Source organism: Maribacter thermophilus (assembly GCF_001020565.1).
Taxonomy (GTDB): domain Bacteria; phylum Bacteroidota; class Bacteroidia; order Flavobacteriales; family Flavobacteriaceae; genus Maribacter; species Maribacter thermophilus.
The window spans coordinates 3,375,649-3,393,342 of the sequence record NZ_LDAS01000001.1 but is presented as its reverse complement, the minus strand read 5'-3'; the positions used below and the strand labels follow the sequence as shown (position 1 = coordinate 3,393,342).

The following is a 17,694-nucleotide window of genomic DNA, read 5'->3' as shown; positions in this document are numbered from 1 at the left end:
GCTAAAAGCAAGGCCTTTTTTATTATCTAAAATCCATAACGCTGTGGTCCTCCACGTCTTATCTCCTCATTCGCATAACCTTCGAATTGTTTAAAGTTCTCACGGAAGGCATTTGCCAATTTAAAGGCAGTTGTGTAATACTTTTCATCATTGTTCCAAGTAGCTCTCGGACTCAACACACTTGTTGGTACACCCGGACATTCTCTTGGTTGTGCCACTCCAAAAACAGAGTGTATATGGTAGGTATCATAAGAATACAACCCTAAGTCCCCTCTAAGTGCCGCATTGATCATTGCCCTGGTATACTTAAGCTTCATTCTTGTACCCACACCGTAGGGGCCTCCTGTCCAACCGGTATTTACCAGCCACACATTTACTCCGGCCTCTTTCATTTTTTTACTCAACATATCCGCATATTTTGTAGGATGCAATGGCATAAACGGTGCTCCAAAACAAGCAGAAAAAGAAGGTTGTGGCTCTACAACACCTGCTTCGGTACCCGCGACTTTTGCCGTGTAACCAGATATAAAGTGATATGCTGCCTGGCTTGGTGTAAGTTTGGATATCGGAGGCAATACACCAAAGGCGTCCGCTGTTAAGAAGAATATGTTCTTTACGTTCTTGCCGATCGATGGTTGCTGAATATTTTCTATGTGATATATAGGATAACTAACTCTTGTATTTTGGGTAATGGAAGTATCTGAATAATCTACATTACCATCTTTGTCCAACACCACATTTTCTAATATGGCACCGGGCTTTATAGCTCCATAAATCTCCGGTTCCTGCTCCTCTGAAAGGTTGATCACCTTGGCATAACACCCACCTTCAAAATTAAAAACAGTATTTCTACTTGTCCACCCATGTTCGTCATCTCCTATCAATTTTCTATTTGGATCGGTGGATAAAGTTGTTTTTCCTGTTCCAGAAAGACCAAAGAAAATAGCAGTATCACCTTCTTTACCAACATTGGCGGAGCAATGCATAGGCAAGGTTTCTTTATAAACGGGCAAAATAAAGTTCAATGCAGAAAATATACCTTTCTTTATCTCACCGGTATAACCGGTACCGCCGATCAAAACCACTTTTTCGGTAAAATTAAGAATGGCAAAATTATGTTGCCTTGTACCATCTATCTTGGCATCTGCCATAAAACCAGGAGCGTTGATAACCGTCCATTCGGGAGTAAAGTCTTCCAACTCCTCTTCGGTAGGTCTTAAGAACATATTGTAAGCAAACATGTTGGACCATGGATATTCGGTAATAACCCTTAAATTGAGTTTATATTCAGGATCGGCGCAAGCATAACTATCACGCACATAAATCTCCTTTTTATTTAGGTAGTCAATCACCTTATCGTACAGTGCCTTAAACTTGTCCTGTTCAAAAGGAATATTAACAGGTCCCCACCAAACTTTATCCTTGGTTATTTCATCTTTTACAATAAACCGGTCCAAAGGTGATCTACCGGTAAACTCTCCAGTATTGACCGCAATGGTACCGTTACTTGTTTCTACGCCCATCCCTAAGTCTAGAGTGGCCTTTTGAAGTTCTTCCGGACTCTCTTGATAATGAAAATTATCATGATCAATACCGTAATTTTTTAATGAAATCATTTTTTCTTTTGAAGATGAATTATTCATAAGACTAATTATTTGTACTCCAAAGCTATAAAAATTACGGCTCAAGCCCTGAAAATCAACACTTAATTAAGCATTCTACCCTCAGAAATATGAAATTGACGAAATAATATCCATATTACAGAAGATATGAAACACACTAAGGGTTATTCACTAAATAATATCTACTTATTTAACTTAATAAATAAATAATTGATAATTTTATATCATTTTTTTATCAAATTGATAAAAATCATACCGGTTTATACACTAAAATCACTAATTTTGTAATCTTTGCTGTAATGTAGCAAAACCTTTTTTAATGTAACCCGATGGTGTACATATCTACTCATTAAAAAGTATATCTACTTCTTTTTAAATCACTTTCGCCTCTATAGAACTAATAGAAATAGTTACGCCCTACTTTTTTAGATTTTCAGGAAATCCATTAATTACAATACCCCATAATTCTGGCAGCACAAAATACACAAATAAGGTAAGCACCAGGATAGATACTACATTCATTAACAATCCTTTTTTTACCATATCGGGTATTCGCAGATAACCGGAACCGAACACCACTGCATTAGGTGGGGTTGCGACCGGAAGCATAAATGCACAAGATGCGGCCACGGCTGCACCGACCATTAATACGAACGGATGCACATCTATGGACAAAGCCATTGGGGCCAATACCGGCAATAGCATAGCAGTAGTCGCTAAGTTTGACGTAATCTCGGTTAAAAAATTTACCGAAGCTATCAATATCAGCACTAAAAAAATAATTGGCAATCCGGAAAGGGAAGTCATTTGACTACCGACCCAAACCGCAAGACCGCTCACATCAAACCCTTTTGCCAGGGCCATACCACCCCCAAAAAGCAAAATAATGCCCCATGGTAATTTTACCGCCTCATTCCATTTCAATAATGGCTCCCTTTTATTTTTCGAGGGAATCAAAAACATTAAAATGGCGAAAAATATAGCAATGATCGTATCATCCAGATCTGGCAATATCTTTTGCAGCAAAAAAGACCTTGTAATCCAGCAAAAAGCAGTAGCTCCAAACACTAAACCGATCATTTTCTCCTCGTATGAAATTTTTCCCAGTTGGTTCTTTAACCTTGATATTTCAGCTTTACCTCCCGGAAACTCTACCTGCTTAAAAGTGAAAGCATATCGGGTCAAATATTTCCAACAAATAAAAATAAGGATTATAGATATGGGCAACCCGAACATAAACCATTGCATAAAGGTAATCTCATAACCATAGGTATCTAAGATCACCCCGGCCAAAACCAAGTTCGGAGGGGTACCTATAAGGGTTGCCATACCACCGATTGACGCACTATAAGCAATTGAAAGCATTAAAGATTTTCCAAAAAGAAGATTCTCGTCCGCTATGGTTTCAGGATTGTCCTTTAACTGTTTAACAATCGCCAAACCTATTGGCAACATCATTACAGAAGTTGCGGTATTTGAAATCCACATAGACAAAAAGGCGGTAGCGACCATAAAGCCCAAAATAATTTTGCGAATATCGGCCCCTATAAAGTGAATAATATTCAAGGCGATCCTTTTGTGTAAATTCCATTTTTCTATAGTGATGGCAATAATAAAGCCCCCCATATACAAAAAGACATATTTATGACCAAAAGAACTAGAGGTCGTTGATAGATCCAATCCTCCGGACAATGGAAACAACACCAATGGCAAAAGTGCGGTAACAGCAATGGGTATGGCCTCTGTAATCCACCAAATGGCAATCCAAATAGTGGATGCTAATACAGCGTTCGCCTCTTTTGATAACCCTTCGGGGTGAAAGAAAAGAAGTATCAAAATAAATGAAAAAGGCCCCAAAAACAGCCCCAACCGCTTTGTTTTGCTCATAGTCTATATCTCCTTAAACACTCGATAGCCCAAATATCCCCAAGACATTAATAAAAAGACTCCTCCTATAGGGGTAATTATTCCAATGGTCTTAAAATCGAATGTAGTAATATCGTTTAGAGCCAAAAGATAAATAGAAAATGAGAACAAGACTATTCCTATAACTACCAAGGTATATACAATTTGTCTCGTTTTTTTAGAAAGACCCGGCAATAACCCAACTACAAACAGAAAAAACGCGTGATACATTTGGTACCGTACACCCGTTTCAAAGGTAGCAACAGCGTCTGTGGTCACCATTTTTTCCAACCCATGAGCACCAAACGCTCCGAGTATTACCGCTAAAAGCCCAAAGACACTAGCTGTGATAAAAATTGTTTTTTTCATAACTTTATGACTGTATATTTTTATAAATGTAACAATTTGATACCTTAGTACCCCGTTATCTAACAAAAGTAAGTAATAAGCATGGTGCGAAAAATTTTGGTTGTAGGCGCTGGTAAATCTACCGCATATTTATTGGACTATTTATTGGAAAAGTCTTCAACAGAAAGACTACACATTACCATAGGGGACTTAACTACGGCCGCCATCGCCGAACACATTAAAAATCATGAAAATTGCACCGTTCTTACCCTCGATATTTTTAAGGACGACCAAAGAAAAAACGCCGTTAAAGCCTCTGACATAGTTATTTCTATGTTGCCGGCCCGTTTCCACATAAAAATAGCAGAAGACTGCCTTGCTTTTAAAAAACATCTGGTTACCGCTTCTTATGTTAGTTCAGAGATTAAGGCATTGAACAATGAAGTAAAGAAAAACAATCTCATATTCATGAACGAAATCGGTCTAGATCCTGGTATAGACCATATGAGTGCTATGCAGGCAATAGACAGAATACGAGACCAAGGAGGAAGAATATTACTGTTCGAGTCGTTTTGTGGAGGCTTGGTGGCTCCCGAACACGACAACAACCTTTGGAATTATAAGTTTACATGGAACCCCAGAAATGTTGTACTTGCCGGACAAGGAGGCACCGCAAAATTTATACAGGAAGGTACTTACAAATACATACCATACCATAGGCTCTTTAGACGTACCGAATTTTTTGAAGTGGAAGGCTATGGAAAATTTGAAGGGTATGCCAATAGAGATTCATTAAACTATAGAGAGGCCTATGGCCTACAGAATGCCTTAACCATATATAGGGGAACCATGAGGCGTGTTGGGTTTTCGAAAGCTTGGAACATTTTTGTACAACTAGGGGCCACGGATGACTCCTATACTATCGAAAACTCGGAAAATATGAGTTATAGAGAATTTATAAACCTTTTTCTACCCTATTCACCCACTGATTCTGTAGAACTAAAACTTCGTCATTACCTAAAAATAGACCAAGACGATAATATCTGGGAAAAACTACTGGAACTGAACCTATTCGACAACAGTAAACATATCGGTATTCCGAACGCCACCCCTGCACAGGCATTACAGAAAATTTTGGAAGACAAATGGACTCTGGGAGAACATGAAAAGGACATGATAGTTATGTATCACAAGTTTGGTTATGAACTTAATGGCAAGAAAAAACAAATAGATTCTAAATTAGTGGTCATCGGCAAAAATCGCACACATACGGCAATGTCCAAGACCGTAGGATTGCCGGTGGCCATAGCCGCCCTGCAAATTTTAAATGATAAAATATCGACACCGGGCGTACAGATTCCCATTTCAAAAGAAGTTTACGAACCTATTTTGACCGAACTACAAAGGCTGGGCATCAATTTTAAGGAGTACGAAGTTCCGTATGTTGGCTACAATGAAAATTCTGTACTGAGCTAAATATCTTTTCTATACAAAATCGTTATTTTTACTTTCATATTGAAACTCTATATATGAAATCGAATAACAATAACATCAAAATTGATGGCATTGATAAAAAAATTCTAAGATTTTTAATGGAAGACGCCCGAAAACCAGTGCTGGAAATCGCCAGAAGCATAGGTATATCGGGAGCTGCCATACATCAACGTTTACGAAAGCTGGAAGCCTCGGGGCTACTGGCCGGTTCAAAGTTCATTATCAACCCTAGAGCCATGGGATACACTACCATGGCCTACATCGGCATTTATTTGGATAAGGCAATGAGCAACCCTAAAGCCGTAAAGCAACTGGAAAGGATACCCGAAGTTTTGGAGTGCCACTACACTACCGGAAACTGGTCTATCTTGATCAAAGTACTCTGTCGCGACAACGAGCACTTAATGCATGTTCTTAACAAAGAAATTCAACAAATCGAAGGTGTTTCAAGAACAGAGACCTTTATCTCCCTAGCCCAACAGATCGACCGACAAATTCAGATATAATATTTGTATTAAATCTAAATAAGAATTATTTTTGTTCCCAATGGAACGTATTCATTCATCGCAATACTATACATTTTTTCAGTCGAAGACGGAAAAATGTTTTTACATAGACTTTGGCCAAAAAGTTGTGGGTTTTCGTTTTTGCGAACTGCTTTCACTACGCCAAAAGATATGGGCCATTAATATCGAAACCCATTTTGACGGTGCCAATATACATGGTTTCGAAATTCTTTCGCTTTGCAACAAAGAGCATTTTTTTATTTTGAACACCTTAGAAGTTTTAGACCTAAAAGATCTGCTTTCGGGTGCTTTTTACATTCTCGGTATCGGAACCCAAGACTCAGTACTAGCCACAAAAGCCTGATTCCCCTATTTTTAATCAATCTAAAATCAACTATAAATAAGGCTCTTAACTAGCCTTGTACGTACTTTTGCAATAACTTTACGTTAAGTAAAGAAAAGACAATGAAAGACATAGCGAGACAACAGATGAGTATGAAGGTCGAAAGCATGGATATGCTGAACGCCCAAATTCAAATGGAAGGTAGAGCATCTGCTTCTTATTTGGCCATGGCCTCTTGGTGCGATCAACGAGGTTATACCAGAAGTGCAGAGTTTTTGTACCGCCAATCAGCCGAGGAAAGGGAACATATGATGAAAATATTCAAATTCGTCAACGATTGTGGTGGTAACGCCCTATCTCCCGAAATTAAAAATATTGAGCACGATTTTACATCGTTGGAAGAAATTTTTGAAACAGCTCTGGCCCAAGAGATAGAGGTAACCAGATCTATAAACAACATAATCGCTTTTGCAAGGAAGAACAACGACTTTGGCGTTGAAAACTTCTTACAATGGTTTGTTAGCGAACAATTGGAAGAAGAAAAAAACATGCGCGATATATTGGACCTATTCGAACTAATGGGTAGCGAAGGCGTTGCGCTAAAACTAATAGACGAACGTATTCCGGTCGAATAAGAGAGATATTACACAAGTTTAAACAACAAAAAAAGCTGTCCATCAAAAAACGGACAGCTTTTTTTTATACCGTTTCTTTATTACTAATCTCTACTTCCAAGCACCTGAAGCCCCCAATAAACCAGGGTTGCCAAAGAACCTATGGCCGCTACCAAATAAGTTCTTGCCGCCCATTTTAAGGCATCTTCAGAACCTTTATACTCAGCCTGTGTAACCACATTTTTAGCCTTTAACCAAGCCAATGCCCTATTACTCGCATCGTACTCCACAGGCAATGTAATAAAACTGAACAACGTTGCCATACCCATCATTATCAGCCCGGCTACGGCGACCCAATATCCGAACCCTACTCCCGCAGCGGCACCTAGGGCCAAGCCCCCAAATACTACCCATGTAGACATACTAGAGGTTACACTAACTATAGGCACCAATTTAGAACGCATGGTAAGCCACTCATAAGCCTGTGCATGCTGTACGGCATGCCCACATTCGTGAGCTGCGACTGCCGCAGCGGCCGCATTTCGTTGACTATATACACCCTCACTTAGGTTTACCGTTTTATTTGCTGGGTTATAATGGTCTGTAAGCATGCCAGGGGTAGAGACCACCTTTACATCACGAATGCCATGATCCGCCAACATCTTCTCGGCAATTTCGGCACCGCTCATACCATTTTGCAAATGTACTTTTGAGTAATGCTTAAACTTACTTTTTAACCTGCTACTAACCAACCAACTTACCAAGGCAATAGCACCAATTAATATATAATATCCCATCATAGCTTTTCAATTTTTAAATTCAATAAATATAATAAAGATTCTATTTGTTACAGAATCATTAATTGAAAAGCAAAAACCCCGCCAAACCTTCTAAAATGCATAGAAGGTTCGAAGGGGTAACTTTTTACTGACAAAATGTACTTTTAAGCGAAGGCTTCTTCCCAGCCAAAAGCTTCTATTATTTCATTGTAAACCACTTTTCCAGACACGATATTCAGTCCCTTTTCTAGTGCAGTATCTTTTTTACAAGCTTCCTCCCAACCTAAATTTGCCAACTTTAAGACATAGGGCAACGTAACATTGGTAAGTGCCATAGTGGAGGTATAAGGTACCGCACCCGGCATATTGGCCACGGAATAATGTACCACATCATCTATAATATAAACAGGATCTTCGTGTGTGGTAGGCCTGGTTGTTTCTACACATCCGCCTTGATCTACCGCTACATCCACTATTACCGTTCCCGGTCTCATTTCTTTCAACATATCCCTTGTAATAAGGTTAGGCGCCTTGGCACCTTTTAAAAGAACTCCCCCAATAATTAGGTCATGTGTCTTTATATGTTTTCTAATATTAAATTCATTCGAAAATTCTGTAACAACATGTGGAGGCATCACATCGTTTACATACCTCAAACGCTTCATGTTAATATCCAATATGGTTACATGAGCACCTAGGCCCGCTGCCATTTTTGCAGCCTGAATACCCACTACACCGGCCCCTAAGACCAATACCCTACCTGGGGCCACACCAGGAACACCTCCTAAAAGTACCCCACGGCCTTTTACAGGTTTTTCTAAATATTTAGCCCCTTGTTGAATGGCCATTCTACCGGCGACCTCAGACATTGGTGTCAACAATGGCAATGTACCTTCTTCATCTTCTACCGTCTCATAAGCAATACAAATCGCCTTTTTCTTGATCATCGCCTTTGTTAGCTCTTCACTGGAAGCAAAATGAAAATAGGTGAACAAAATTTGCCCCTCTTGTATAAGCTCATATTCTTCCGCAATAGGCTCCTTTACCTTAACGATCATTTCGCTCATAGAATATACCTGCCCAATGGTATCTAAAATAATGGCTCCCGCCTGTTGATAATCACCATTATAAAAACCGCTCCCTTCACCTGCTCCAGACTGCACATATACGGTATGGTTGTTCTTTACCAATTCAAAAACTCCGGCTGGCGTCATACCAACCCGACTTTCGTTGTTCTTAATTTCTGTGGGAATACCAACAATCATGATTATTTATTTAAAATTATGGTGCTAAGTTCCGATAATTTAAACTTTAAATAAACAAATAATCGATAAAATGAGGGGTTAATCACTCAAAAAAGTGATTTTTTGAATACACACCCCCTTAAAAAATAGGGGTGTGTTCTATTTTTTTATCAAAAACTAAATATCTACCCTACAATATTTACAATCTTACCAGGCACCACGATTACCTTTTTAGGGGTTCTACCCTGTAATTGTTGTTGGGTCTTTTCATGAGCCATTACCGCCGCCTCTATATCTTCTTTACCAAGATCTAAGGGAAGCTCTAGCTTAAAGCGCATCTTACCATTAAAGGATATAGGATACTCCTTAGTACTTTCAACTAGGTATTTTTCCTCGAATTCTGGAAACGGTGCCGTAGCTATAGATTCTGAATGCCCCAGCTTTTCCCATAGTTCCTCGGCAATATGTGGCGCATAAGGTGACACCAAAATAGCCAATGGTTCTAACACGGCCCTACTGTTACATTTTTGCGAGCTTAGCTCGTTTACACAGATCATAAACGTAGAAACCGATGTATTAAAACTAAAGTTCTCTATATCTTCCTCCACCTTTTTAATGGTTTTGTGCAGGGTCTTCCAAGAATCTTTGGACGGCTCGTCCTCCGAAACTTCAAAAGCCCCATTGGCACCGGAATGGTACAAACGCCACATCTTTTTTAAGAAACCATGTGCCCCGGTTATACCAGCGGTATTCCAAGGCTTGGATTGCTCCAAGGGCCCTAAGAACATTTCGTACAAACGCAAACTATCTGCCCCGTACTCTTCGCAAATGGCATCGGGATTTACGACATTGTATTTGGACTTGGACATTTTTTCGACTTCGCGGCCTACTTTGAACGTTCCATCTTCTTCAGTTATAAATACTGCCTCAGCGTATTCCGATCTCCATTCTTTAAAAGCATTAACATCTAATTCATCAGAAGCGTTTACAAGAGAGACATCAACATGAATTGGATTAAAATGTTCCCAAGATGTTTCGCCTTGCGTCCTACCGTCTCCCTTAGATTTTGAATCCGAAAACATAGAATCCAATTCTTTAGAATAATCAAAAAGAAATCCATTATTCGATATAGCCTTTTCTATTAATGATTTAGAAACAACAACTGGTTTATCTTGATATTTTTGGGACCATACATAAACAAAAGCACTTGTTCCGGTAATCATCCCTTGGTTAATCAGCTTCTTCGCAAACTCATCTTTGGGTACCAAGCCTTTATCGAACATAAACTTTTGCCAAAAACGACTGTACAGCAAATGCCCGGTAGCGTGTTCGCTTCCACCGATATATAGGTCCACATCTTGCCAATAATTAATGGCTTCTTGAGAGAATATTTCGTCCTCGTTATGTGGATCCATGTACCGGTTAAAGTACTGCGAACTTCCGGCCCAGCCAGGCATGGTATTCAATTCTAACGGAAAAACAGTAGTGTTGTTTATGTTGTCATTCGCCACTACCTCGTTCTTTTCGGTATCCCAAGCCCATACGGTAGCATTCCCCAAAGGTGGCTCACCGGTTTCTGTAGGCAGGTATTTATCTACCTCCGGTAGTTTTATAGGCAAATGTTCCTCTGCTATCATCTGCGGCATTCCGTCCGCATCATAATACACAGGAAAAGGTTCGCCCCAGTAACGCTGTCTGCTAAAAACGGCATCCCGTAAACGATAATTTACTTTTCCTTCTCCCTGTCCTAGCTTTTCCAACTCAAAAATAGCACGCTTTACGGCCTTTTTATACGGTAGCCCGTTCAAGAAATCGGAATTGGCTATTATCGTTTTTTCCTTATCGGCAAAAGCTTCCTCGGAAATATCCACTCCCTCGAAAATATTAGGAATGGGAATATTGAAATGTTTTGCAAAATCATAATCGCGCTGATCACCACATGGCACGGACATGACCGCCCCGGTTCCATAACCGGCCAACACATAATCGCCAATCCAAATCGGAACGGGCTCTTTGGTAAACGGATGCTCTGCATATGCCCCCGTGAAGGCTCCGGAAATGGTTTTTACGTCGGCCATTCTTTCCCTTTCTGACCGTTTTGCCGTTGCTTCTATATAAGCTTCTACTGCCGCCTTCTGTTCTGGAGTGGTAATTTTTGAAACCAACTCATGCTCTGGCGCCAAGGTCATAAAACTAACTCCGAAAATAGTATCGGGCCTGGTAGTAAAAACCTCTATGGGAAATGATTCTTCTTCTGGTGTCGAGGGCACTGTATAAAATGTAACCGATGCTCCCTCTGATCTACCGATCCAGTTGGTCTGCGAATCTTTAAGGGGCTGAGGCCAATCTACCTTTTCCAGACCATCCAACAAACGCTGGGCATACGCGGTAATGCGCATGCTCCATTGCGTCATCTTTTTTCGGATAACAGGGTGCCCCCCACGTTCCGATACACCATTTACAATCTCATCGTTGGCCAAAACAGTTCCTAGAGCGGGACACCAGTTCACCTCGCTCTCTGCCAAATAGGTCAACCTATATTTTAATAATATATCTTGTTGCTCTTTGCTACTGTACGCTTTCCATTCTTCTGCAGAAAAAACGGCAATATCATCATCGCAAACGGCATCTACACCCGCATTGCCCTCTTTTTCAAATACAGATATCAGACTTGTAATGTCTTCTGCCTTATCGGTAGTTTTATTGTACCACGAATTGAACAGCTGAATAAATATCCACTGCGTCCATTTGTAATATTTAGGATCGGATGTGCGTACCTCACGGCTCCAATCAAAAGAAAAGCCCAATTGATCAAGCTGTCTTCTGTAGGTCTTGATGTTCTCCTCTGTAGTAATGGCGGGGTGCTGCCCGGTCTGTATTGCATATTGCTCCGCAGGCAACCCAAAAGAGTCGTACCCTTGAGGATGCAAGACATTATACCCTTTGTGCCTTTTGTACCGCGCATAAATATCGCTGGCGATATACCCTAAAGGATGCCCTACATGTAAACCCGCTCCCGAAGGATACGGAAACATGTCCAACACATAGAATTTTTCTTTGTCACTATTGTTCTCGGCCTTGAAAGTTTGTTTGTCCGCCCAATATTTTTGCCACTTGGCTTCAATTTCGTTGAAATTGTATTGCATGATATTCGCTTCTTTGCTGTAAGCGACAAAAATAGGTCGAATCGATGAAAGTTAAAAAGATATTGGCGATTAACGGTCCTTGGCCCGATCGCCTCAAAAAACGACACTCTTTTGCAAGAAAAACTCATCCACATAAAGAAAATTCCAAAAAATTAACTTTAGTAGTTTTCCCGGTCCTTTTTACACCTAAAAATCAGGGGTGTTTTATTTTTTTTAAGATTCATTTCACATTACTTTCCTATTTTTACAATTACGATAGACCTATATGAGCAACTCTTTTGAAAATTATCAAAGACGGAAACTAATTTCTTCCTATTTTTCCGTGGTACTGAGCATTGCCTTAGTTCTCTTTTTATTGGGTATTCTAGGGCTTTTGGTATTGAACACCAAGAAGATGGCCGATCGCTCTAAAGAGCAGATTACCATTTCTATCTTTTTAAAGGAAAACGCAAAAGAGATAGAAGTAGAGCAGCTTCAAAAAACCTTGGCAATGTCGGAGTATACCAAATCTGCCACTTATGTATCAAAAGAGGAGGCGGCGGAACAGCATAGCAAAGAAATCGGGGAAGACTTTGTAGATTATTTAGGATACAACCCATTAAAAAATTCGATAGACGTAAAACTTAACGCTGATTTTGTCACGGCCGAAAAAGTGGGCGAGATCGCTGCCGATCTAGAAGAACGAAGTTTTGTGGACGAGGTAAGCTACGATAAGGTATTGGTAAGCATGGTAGCCAAAAGCGTAGAGAAAATAGGTTTTTGGATTTTAGTGGCCAGTGCCGTTTTTACCTTTATTGCCGTACTGTTGATCAATAGCTCCATTAGACTGTCCATTTACTCAAAAAGATTTATCATAAAGACCATGCAAATGGTGGGTGCCACCAAAACCTTTATACGCAAGCCCTTTATTTGGCAAAATATTAAATTGGGAATGTTGGGCGCGTTATTGGCCCTTGCAGCCATTGCCGGTGTCATCTATTATGTAAACACCAATTTTGAGGATTTGGGACTGTTAGAGGACCCTTCCATAATTATTATCCTATTCGTAGGCGTGTTTCTTTTGGGCATCCTAATCTCTTTTTTAAGCACTTACTTTGCTACACAACGTTTCCTTAACTTAAGAACAGACGAATTATATTACTAAATTTGCCCCTATGAGCAAAAAAACTAAAGTGGAACAATCTTCAAAACAGGAGTTCATTTTTCAAAAGAAAAATTACCTATTCATGTTCATAGGGTTGGCCTTTATTGCCCTTGGCTTTATTTTGATGAGCGGTGGCGGCAGTGACGACCCTAACGTTTTTAACCCTGAAATTTATAATTTTAGAAGAATACGTTTGGCTCCTACCTTGGTTCTTATTGGACTCGGAATAGAGGTCTACGCTATTTTATTAAACCCGCACAAAAAGAAATAATTGGAGACTATAGACGCCATTATACTCGGCATTATTCAAGGATTAACCGAGTTTCTTCCCGTTTCTTCCAGTGGTCACTTGGAACTGGGAAAGGCAATTTTAGGAGACCACTCCATTCCTGAAGAGAGTTTATTATTTACCGTTGTCCTACACTTTGCTACGGCCCTAAGTACCATCGTTGTTTTTAGAAAGGATATTTGGGAAATAATTAGCGGGCTTTTACAATTTAAATGGAACGAAGAAAGCCAGTTTTCGGTCAAGATTATCATATCTATGTTACCTGCCGTATTCATAGGACTTTTCTTTGAAGAGCAGTTAGAGGCATTTTTTGGTGGCAATATCAGGTTTGTAGGTTTTATGTTATTAATTACCGCCGCGCTACTATATTTCGCCGACAAAGCAGAAGATACGGGTAAAAAAGTAAGTTTCGGAAATGCTCTTATTGTTGGGGTCTCACAAGCTATTGCCATGCTACCCGGCATTTCCCGTAGTGGAGCCACCATTTCTACTTCTGTACTTTTGGGGGTAGACAAATCAAAAGCGGCCAGGTTCTCTTTTTTAATGGTAGTTCCGCTAATATTTGGTAAGATCGCCAAAGACCTTATGAGTGGTGAACTAAATTTTAACGGAGATAACAATTTTGCTATGGGCGCAGGATTTATCGCTGCTTTTGTTGCCGGTTTGGCGGCCTGTACATGGATGATCCAATTGGTACGCAAGAGTAAACTTTCCTATTTTGCCATATATTGCCTTATTGTTGGGCTGATCGCTATTGTTTATGGGTTTGTAAACCCATAACATGCCCTTAACGTAACCCAAAATCTATGGAAAATTTGACCAAAGATGATTTTTTAAACGGTCAGTTGTTATTGATCGATAAGCCTTTGGGTTGGTCATCGTTTCAGGCAGTGAACAAACTTAAATGGGCCATTCGAAAAAAATTCGATCTAAAAAAAATAAAAATAGGGCATGCCGGCACGCTTGACCCTCTGGCAACCGGTCTACTTATCATCTGCACGGGAAAGTTTACCAAGAAAATTCCCGAATATCAAGGACAGGCCAAAGAATATACGGGCACGATCACTTTGGGCGCCACCACCCCTTCGTACGACCAGGAGACCGAGATAGACCAAACCTTTTCAACGGCCCACATTACCGATGAGCTTATTCATGAGACTACGGCGGAATTTATTGGAGAAATAGAACAGGCCCCACCCGTTTTTTCAGCTCTAAAAAAAGATGGTAAACGTTTATACGAGTACGCAAGAGAAGGAAAAGATGTTGAAATAAAAAAGCGCAATGTTCATATTCTAGAATTTGAAATCACCAAAATAACAATGCCAGAGGTAGCGTTCAGAATTAAATGTAGCAAAGGAACCTACATACGTTCCATTGCCCATGATTTTGGAAGATCGTTAGACTCTGGAGGGCACCTGACGGGCCTTAGAAGAACCAAAATAGGTAATTTTAACGTAGATAATGCCATAGACCCATTGGTCTTTACCGAAGAGTTATTACAGAAATAATTACACCCAATCGTATTTAACAAGACACAATTTGAAGATTTACTGTAATATTTTCTGAAAATAAATGTTATATATCAATGAATCTGAACAGACAACAACTATCTCTGATAATCACCATTTTTTCAATGGCGATCGTTGTTTTGGTTCTATATAATATTCAATTAGGCGCACAAACAGAAGACGAAGAGGATTATGTAGTTGAAATGGTATTGGAAGATGAGCCCGAGGAAGAGCTCACCCAAGAAGAGGAAGAACTGCTCGAAAAACTCTCAAAATCTGACCCCGTTAAAAGTCATATGGCCTATAACGAAACTGCAAAACCCAGTTTTGGCAACCCCGAACCCCTAAAAACATTGGATGAGATTATGGAAGAAAAGGCCGCTATGGCCAACGAAGAAGCTTCGAACGATCTTATTGCCGATTCAGAATATGCCGCACGTGTAAAGGAACTTGCCAAAAAACGCGAGCAAATGAAACAAATGCTTGGTGAAAAAGAAGCTCAAAAAGAAGAGTACACCAACAATCTTGCCGCGAAAAGAACCTCTATCTCCTATTCATTGGTAAACCGTAATAGTTATCATTTACCTCCACCGATATACACCTGTATAGAGGGCGGTAAGGTAGTGATCAACATAGAAGTAGATGAAACTGGAAGTGTTATCGAAGCCAACTTTAACGAAAAAAGTTCGGGCACCTCTAATGGCTGTCTGGTAGACAATGCCATAGCATATGCCTATAAGGCAAGGTTCAGTTCTTCTGACAAAGCTCTACAAAAGGGAACTATTACCTATCTATTTCAAAGAAAGTAGTTCCAATAGATCCGCTACAATACTTTGACCTTTATCTTTATTGTACCAAACCTGTAGGTCTTGTTTAAATTCTTTACTGAGAGAACCGTGTGCCGCCTTATAACTATCCACCAAATCGGTAGCATTTTTTGACCTTGGCCCCCAATCCCCGATTACCTCATTGCTTTGGGCATCTATCATAATAAGTTTGGGTATGGACATACTGCCACGGGTTAAAAATTGGTTCATTAACTCTAAGTTCTCGTCCCTTAAAACAATTTTGAGAGAAATGTTCGAGTTCAACTCACTTATCTTGTTCATAACGGGCAATGCAGGTGATGCATCACCACACCAACTTTCTGTAAGTACCAACCATATTATTTTCTTGTTTACAGATCCGATTTTTTCAATTACCGTTTCGTCAAATTTCAGTGTTTTGTCCCAACGCTTCATTCTACGATCGTTCAATTGGGTATAATCGGCAAGTGCACCGGTCTGTTCCGGACCAGTAGATTTACCCTCAACAGACAATTAATGTACTAGGTCACGATACTCTTGGTACGACATTGCCTTGTCTAAACTTTGCTTTATCAAACTATCGGAATGTGTTTCTTTTAACCCCATTGCTCTGCGTTACTATTATTATATTTCGACTTAGTTGAGCTCTTGTTAAAAACCTTACAAATGCTCCACAACTACAACGTTCATAAATCATATTTAGCCTAATGCAACCTCATTTATTATATCGACCGACATTGATATAATACCGCACAATTAACTCTACAAATCATATTCCCGATCTGCATTAGTTCTTTATATTTGATTATGGAAAAACATCGATGTGGTTGGTGCAAAGGTGATGCACTCTACGAAAAGTATCATGACGAAGAATGGGGCGTTCCCGTAAAGGACGATAAAACCTTGTTCGAATTCTTGACCTTGGAAACCTTTCAGGCAGGACTTAGCTGGATTACCATTCTGCGTAAGCGTGAAAATTTCAGAAAGGCTTTTGATAATTTTGACTACAAAAAAATAGCTCTTTACGATCAAGAGAAAATAAATTGTTTATTGCAAGATCCTGGTATCATACGAAATAAACTAAAAATAAACTCCACGGTTTCAAATGCCATTTCCTTTATGGAGGTTCAAAAAGAATTTGGAAGTTTTAGCAATTATATATGGAAATTTGTAGACCATAAACCTATTAAAAATTCTATCGTCGATTATAAGAAAGCCCCCGGCAACACCGCCCTTTCCGATAAAGTCAGCAAAGACCTAAAAAAGAGAGGTTTTAAATTTGTGGGCAGCACGGTCATATATGCACACATGCAGGCCACAGGCATGGTTAATGATCACGAGGTAAATTGTTTCAGATATGATGAAGTATAAGATAGCTCTAGTTTCCTTATTGTTTTTTGGAGGGTTCTTCGCCAATGCCCAATACAAATACGAACGCGAGCACAGAATTAAAAAAAGTCAGTTTCCCCCAGCTGCATTACAGCTTATAGAAAACAACATTAGTGATGTAAAAAGGTTTAAATATTACAAAGAAACGGACAGCATCAAAACCAGTTTTGAAGCTAAATTAAAGAAAGACAAACTATGGTACAGCATGGGGTTCGACGAAAATGGTATTCTGAACGATATCAAAATCGTAATTAAACCTGTTGATATACCCTCGGAAACCTTACAGCGTATAAACGCCTATTTAGAAAATTCATTTACAAAATACAAGGTAAAGAGGCTAATGCAACAATACCCTTATGATGCCAATGAAGAACTTGAAGCAACCTTGAGAAATGCTTTTCAGAACTTATTATTGCCTTCGATCAATTATAAATATATGGTGAAGGGTAAAAAAGAAAAAGGATACTTGGATTACGAAATATTATTTGATGCTGAAGGAAATTTTAAGAACCATAGAAAAATGCCCCCTCCAAATTTTGACCATGTTCTTTATTAAT

At 39.5% G+C, this 17,694-nt stretch carries 18 protein-coding genes; 11 read left to right on the top strand and 7 right to left on the bottom strand.

The window, feature by feature from the left end:
- Positions 1–26 precede the first annotated feature (26 nt).
- The 3 genes from pckA to AB657_RS14720 all read right to left on the bottom strand — a co-directional run bounded on the left by pckA (position 27) and on the right by AB657_RS14720 (position 3,896).
- On the bottom strand, positions 27–1,643 hold the full coding sequence (gene pckA / locus AB657_RS14730; protein ID WP_047247186.1) for a phosphoenolpyruvate carboxykinase (ATP): 1,617 nt from the start codon (positions 1,641–1,643) through the stop codon (positions 27–29).
- Positions 1,644–2,039: 396 nt separating this feature from the next.
- On the bottom strand, positions 2,040–3,509 hold the full coding sequence (locus AB657_RS14725; RefSeq protein ID WP_047247185.1) for an SLC13 family permease: 1,470 nt from the start codon (positions 3,507–3,509) through the stop codon (positions 2,040–2,042).
- Positions 3,510–3,512: 3 nt separating this feature from the next.
- The gene (locus AB657_RS14720) at positions 3,513–3,896 is read right to left on the bottom strand and encodes a DUF423 domain-containing protein (RefSeq protein ID WP_047248025.1); all 384 of its coding nucleotides are present in this window, start codon (positions 3,894–3,896) and stop codon (positions 3,513–3,515) included.
- An 81-nt stretch (positions 3,897–3,977) separates the two neighbouring features.
- Between AB657_RS14720 and AB657_RS14715 the strand changes: the two genes are divergently transcribed.
- From AB657_RS14715 to AB657_RS14700, 4 genes are all read left to right on the top strand, one after another.
- Positions 3,978–5,351, top strand: a complete 1,374-nt coding sequence (locus AB657_RS14715; RefSeq protein WP_047247184.1) for a saccharopine dehydrogenase family protein — start codon at positions 3,978–3,980, stop codon at positions 5,349–5,351.
- Between the two features lie 53 nt (positions 5,352–5,404).
- Complete coding sequence (locus AB657_RS14710; RefSeq protein ID WP_047247183.1) at positions 5,405–5,875, top strand: Lrp/AsnC ligand binding domain-containing protein; 471 nt, start codon at positions 5,405–5,407, stop codon at positions 5,873–5,875.
- 40 nt (positions 5,876–5,915) lie between these two features.
- A complete protein-coding gene (locus tag AB657_RS14705) occupies positions 5,916–6,239 on the top strand; it encodes a hypothetical protein (protein WP_047247182.1) in 324 nt (107 codons plus the stop codon).
- A 101-nt stretch (positions 6,240–6,340) separates the two neighbouring features.
- Positions 6,341–6,853: a ferritin gene (locus AB657_RS14700; RefSeq protein WP_047247181.1), complete on the top strand. Its 513-nt coding sequence runs from the start codon at positions 6,341–6,343 to the stop codon at positions 6,851–6,853.
- Positions 6,854–6,936: 83 nt separating this feature from the next.
- Here the strand turns inward: AB657_RS14700 and AB657_RS14695 are convergent, their stop codons facing one another.
- From AB657_RS14695 to AB657_RS14685, 3 genes are all read right to left on the bottom strand, one after another.
- Positions 6,937–7,632, bottom strand: a complete 696-nt coding sequence (locus AB657_RS14695) for a zinc metallopeptidase (protein WP_047247180.1) — start codon at positions 7,630–7,632, stop codon at positions 6,937–6,939.
- Between the two features lie 143 nt (positions 7,633–7,775).
- Complete coding sequence (ald, locus tag AB657_RS14690) at positions 7,776–8,876, bottom strand: alanine dehydrogenase (protein ID WP_047247179.1); 1,101 nt, start codon at positions 8,874–8,876, stop codon at positions 7,776–7,778.
- A 164-nt stretch (positions 8,877–9,040) separates the two neighbouring features.
- A complete protein-coding gene (locus tag AB657_RS14685; RefSeq protein ID WP_047247178.1) occupies positions 9,041–12,001 on the bottom strand; it encodes a leucine--tRNA ligase in 2,961 nt (986 codons plus the stop codon).
- Between the two features lie 265 nt (positions 12,002–12,266).
- Between AB657_RS14685 and AB657_RS14675 the strand changes: the two genes are divergently transcribed.
- The 5 genes from AB657_RS14675 (at position 12,267) to AB657_RS14655 (ending at position 15,751) form a co-directional block, all read left to right on the top strand.
- Complete coding sequence (locus AB657_RS14675; RefSeq protein ID WP_047247176.1) at positions 12,267–13,145, top strand: cell division protein FtsX; 879 nt, start codon at positions 12,267–12,269, stop codon at positions 13,143–13,145.
- Positions 13,146–13,155: 10 nt separating this feature from the next.
- Complete coding sequence (locus tag AB657_RS14670; protein ID WP_047247175.1) at positions 13,156–13,416, top strand: DUF3098 domain-containing protein; 261 nt, start codon at positions 13,156–13,158, stop codon at positions 13,414–13,416.
- Entirely contained in the window at positions 13,417–14,214 is a 798-nt protein-coding gene (locus AB657_RS14665; protein ID WP_047247174.1) for an undecaprenyl-diphosphate phosphatase, read from the top strand.
- A gap of 26 nt (positions 14,215–14,240) precedes the next feature.
- Entirely contained in the window at positions 14,241–14,942 is a 702-nt protein-coding gene (truB, locus tag AB657_RS14660) for a tRNA pseudouridine(55) synthase TruB (RefSeq protein WP_047247173.1), read from the top strand.
- A gap of 77 nt (positions 14,943–15,019) precedes the next feature.
- Complete coding sequence (locus tag AB657_RS14655) at positions 15,020–15,751, top strand: energy transducer TonB (RefSeq protein ID WP_047247172.1); 732 nt, start codon at positions 15,020–15,022, stop codon at positions 15,749–15,751.
- On the opposite strand, the gene AB657_RS14650 is transcribed toward AB657_RS14655, so the two are convergent.
- Positions 15,734–16,261 carry a thioredoxin family protein gene (locus tag AB657_RS14650; RefSeq protein ID WP_316933224.1) on the bottom strand — a complete coding sequence of 176 codons (528 nt, stop codon included), beginning with the start codon at positions 16,259–16,261 and terminating at the stop codon, positions 15,734–15,736. The genes AB657_RS14655 and AB657_RS14650 overlap by 18 nt on opposite strands.
- Positions 16,262–16,555: 294 nt before the next feature.
- Between AB657_RS14650 and AB657_RS14645 the strand changes: the two genes are divergently transcribed.
- Both AB657_RS14645 and AB657_RS14640 read left to right on the top strand, forming a co-directional pair.
- Positions 16,556–17,119, top strand: coding sequence for a DNA-3-methyladenine glycosylase I (locus AB657_RS14645; RefSeq protein ID WP_047247171.1), 564 nt, complete (start codon positions 16,556–16,558; stop codon positions 17,117–17,119).
- Positions 17,106–17,693, top strand: coding sequence for a hypothetical protein (locus AB657_RS14640; protein ID WP_232304894.1), 588 nt, complete (start codon positions 17,106–17,108; stop codon positions 17,691–17,693). Before AB657_RS14645 ends, AB657_RS14640 begins: the two co-directional genes overlap by 14 nt.
- Position 17,694: the final 1 nt, after the last annotated feature.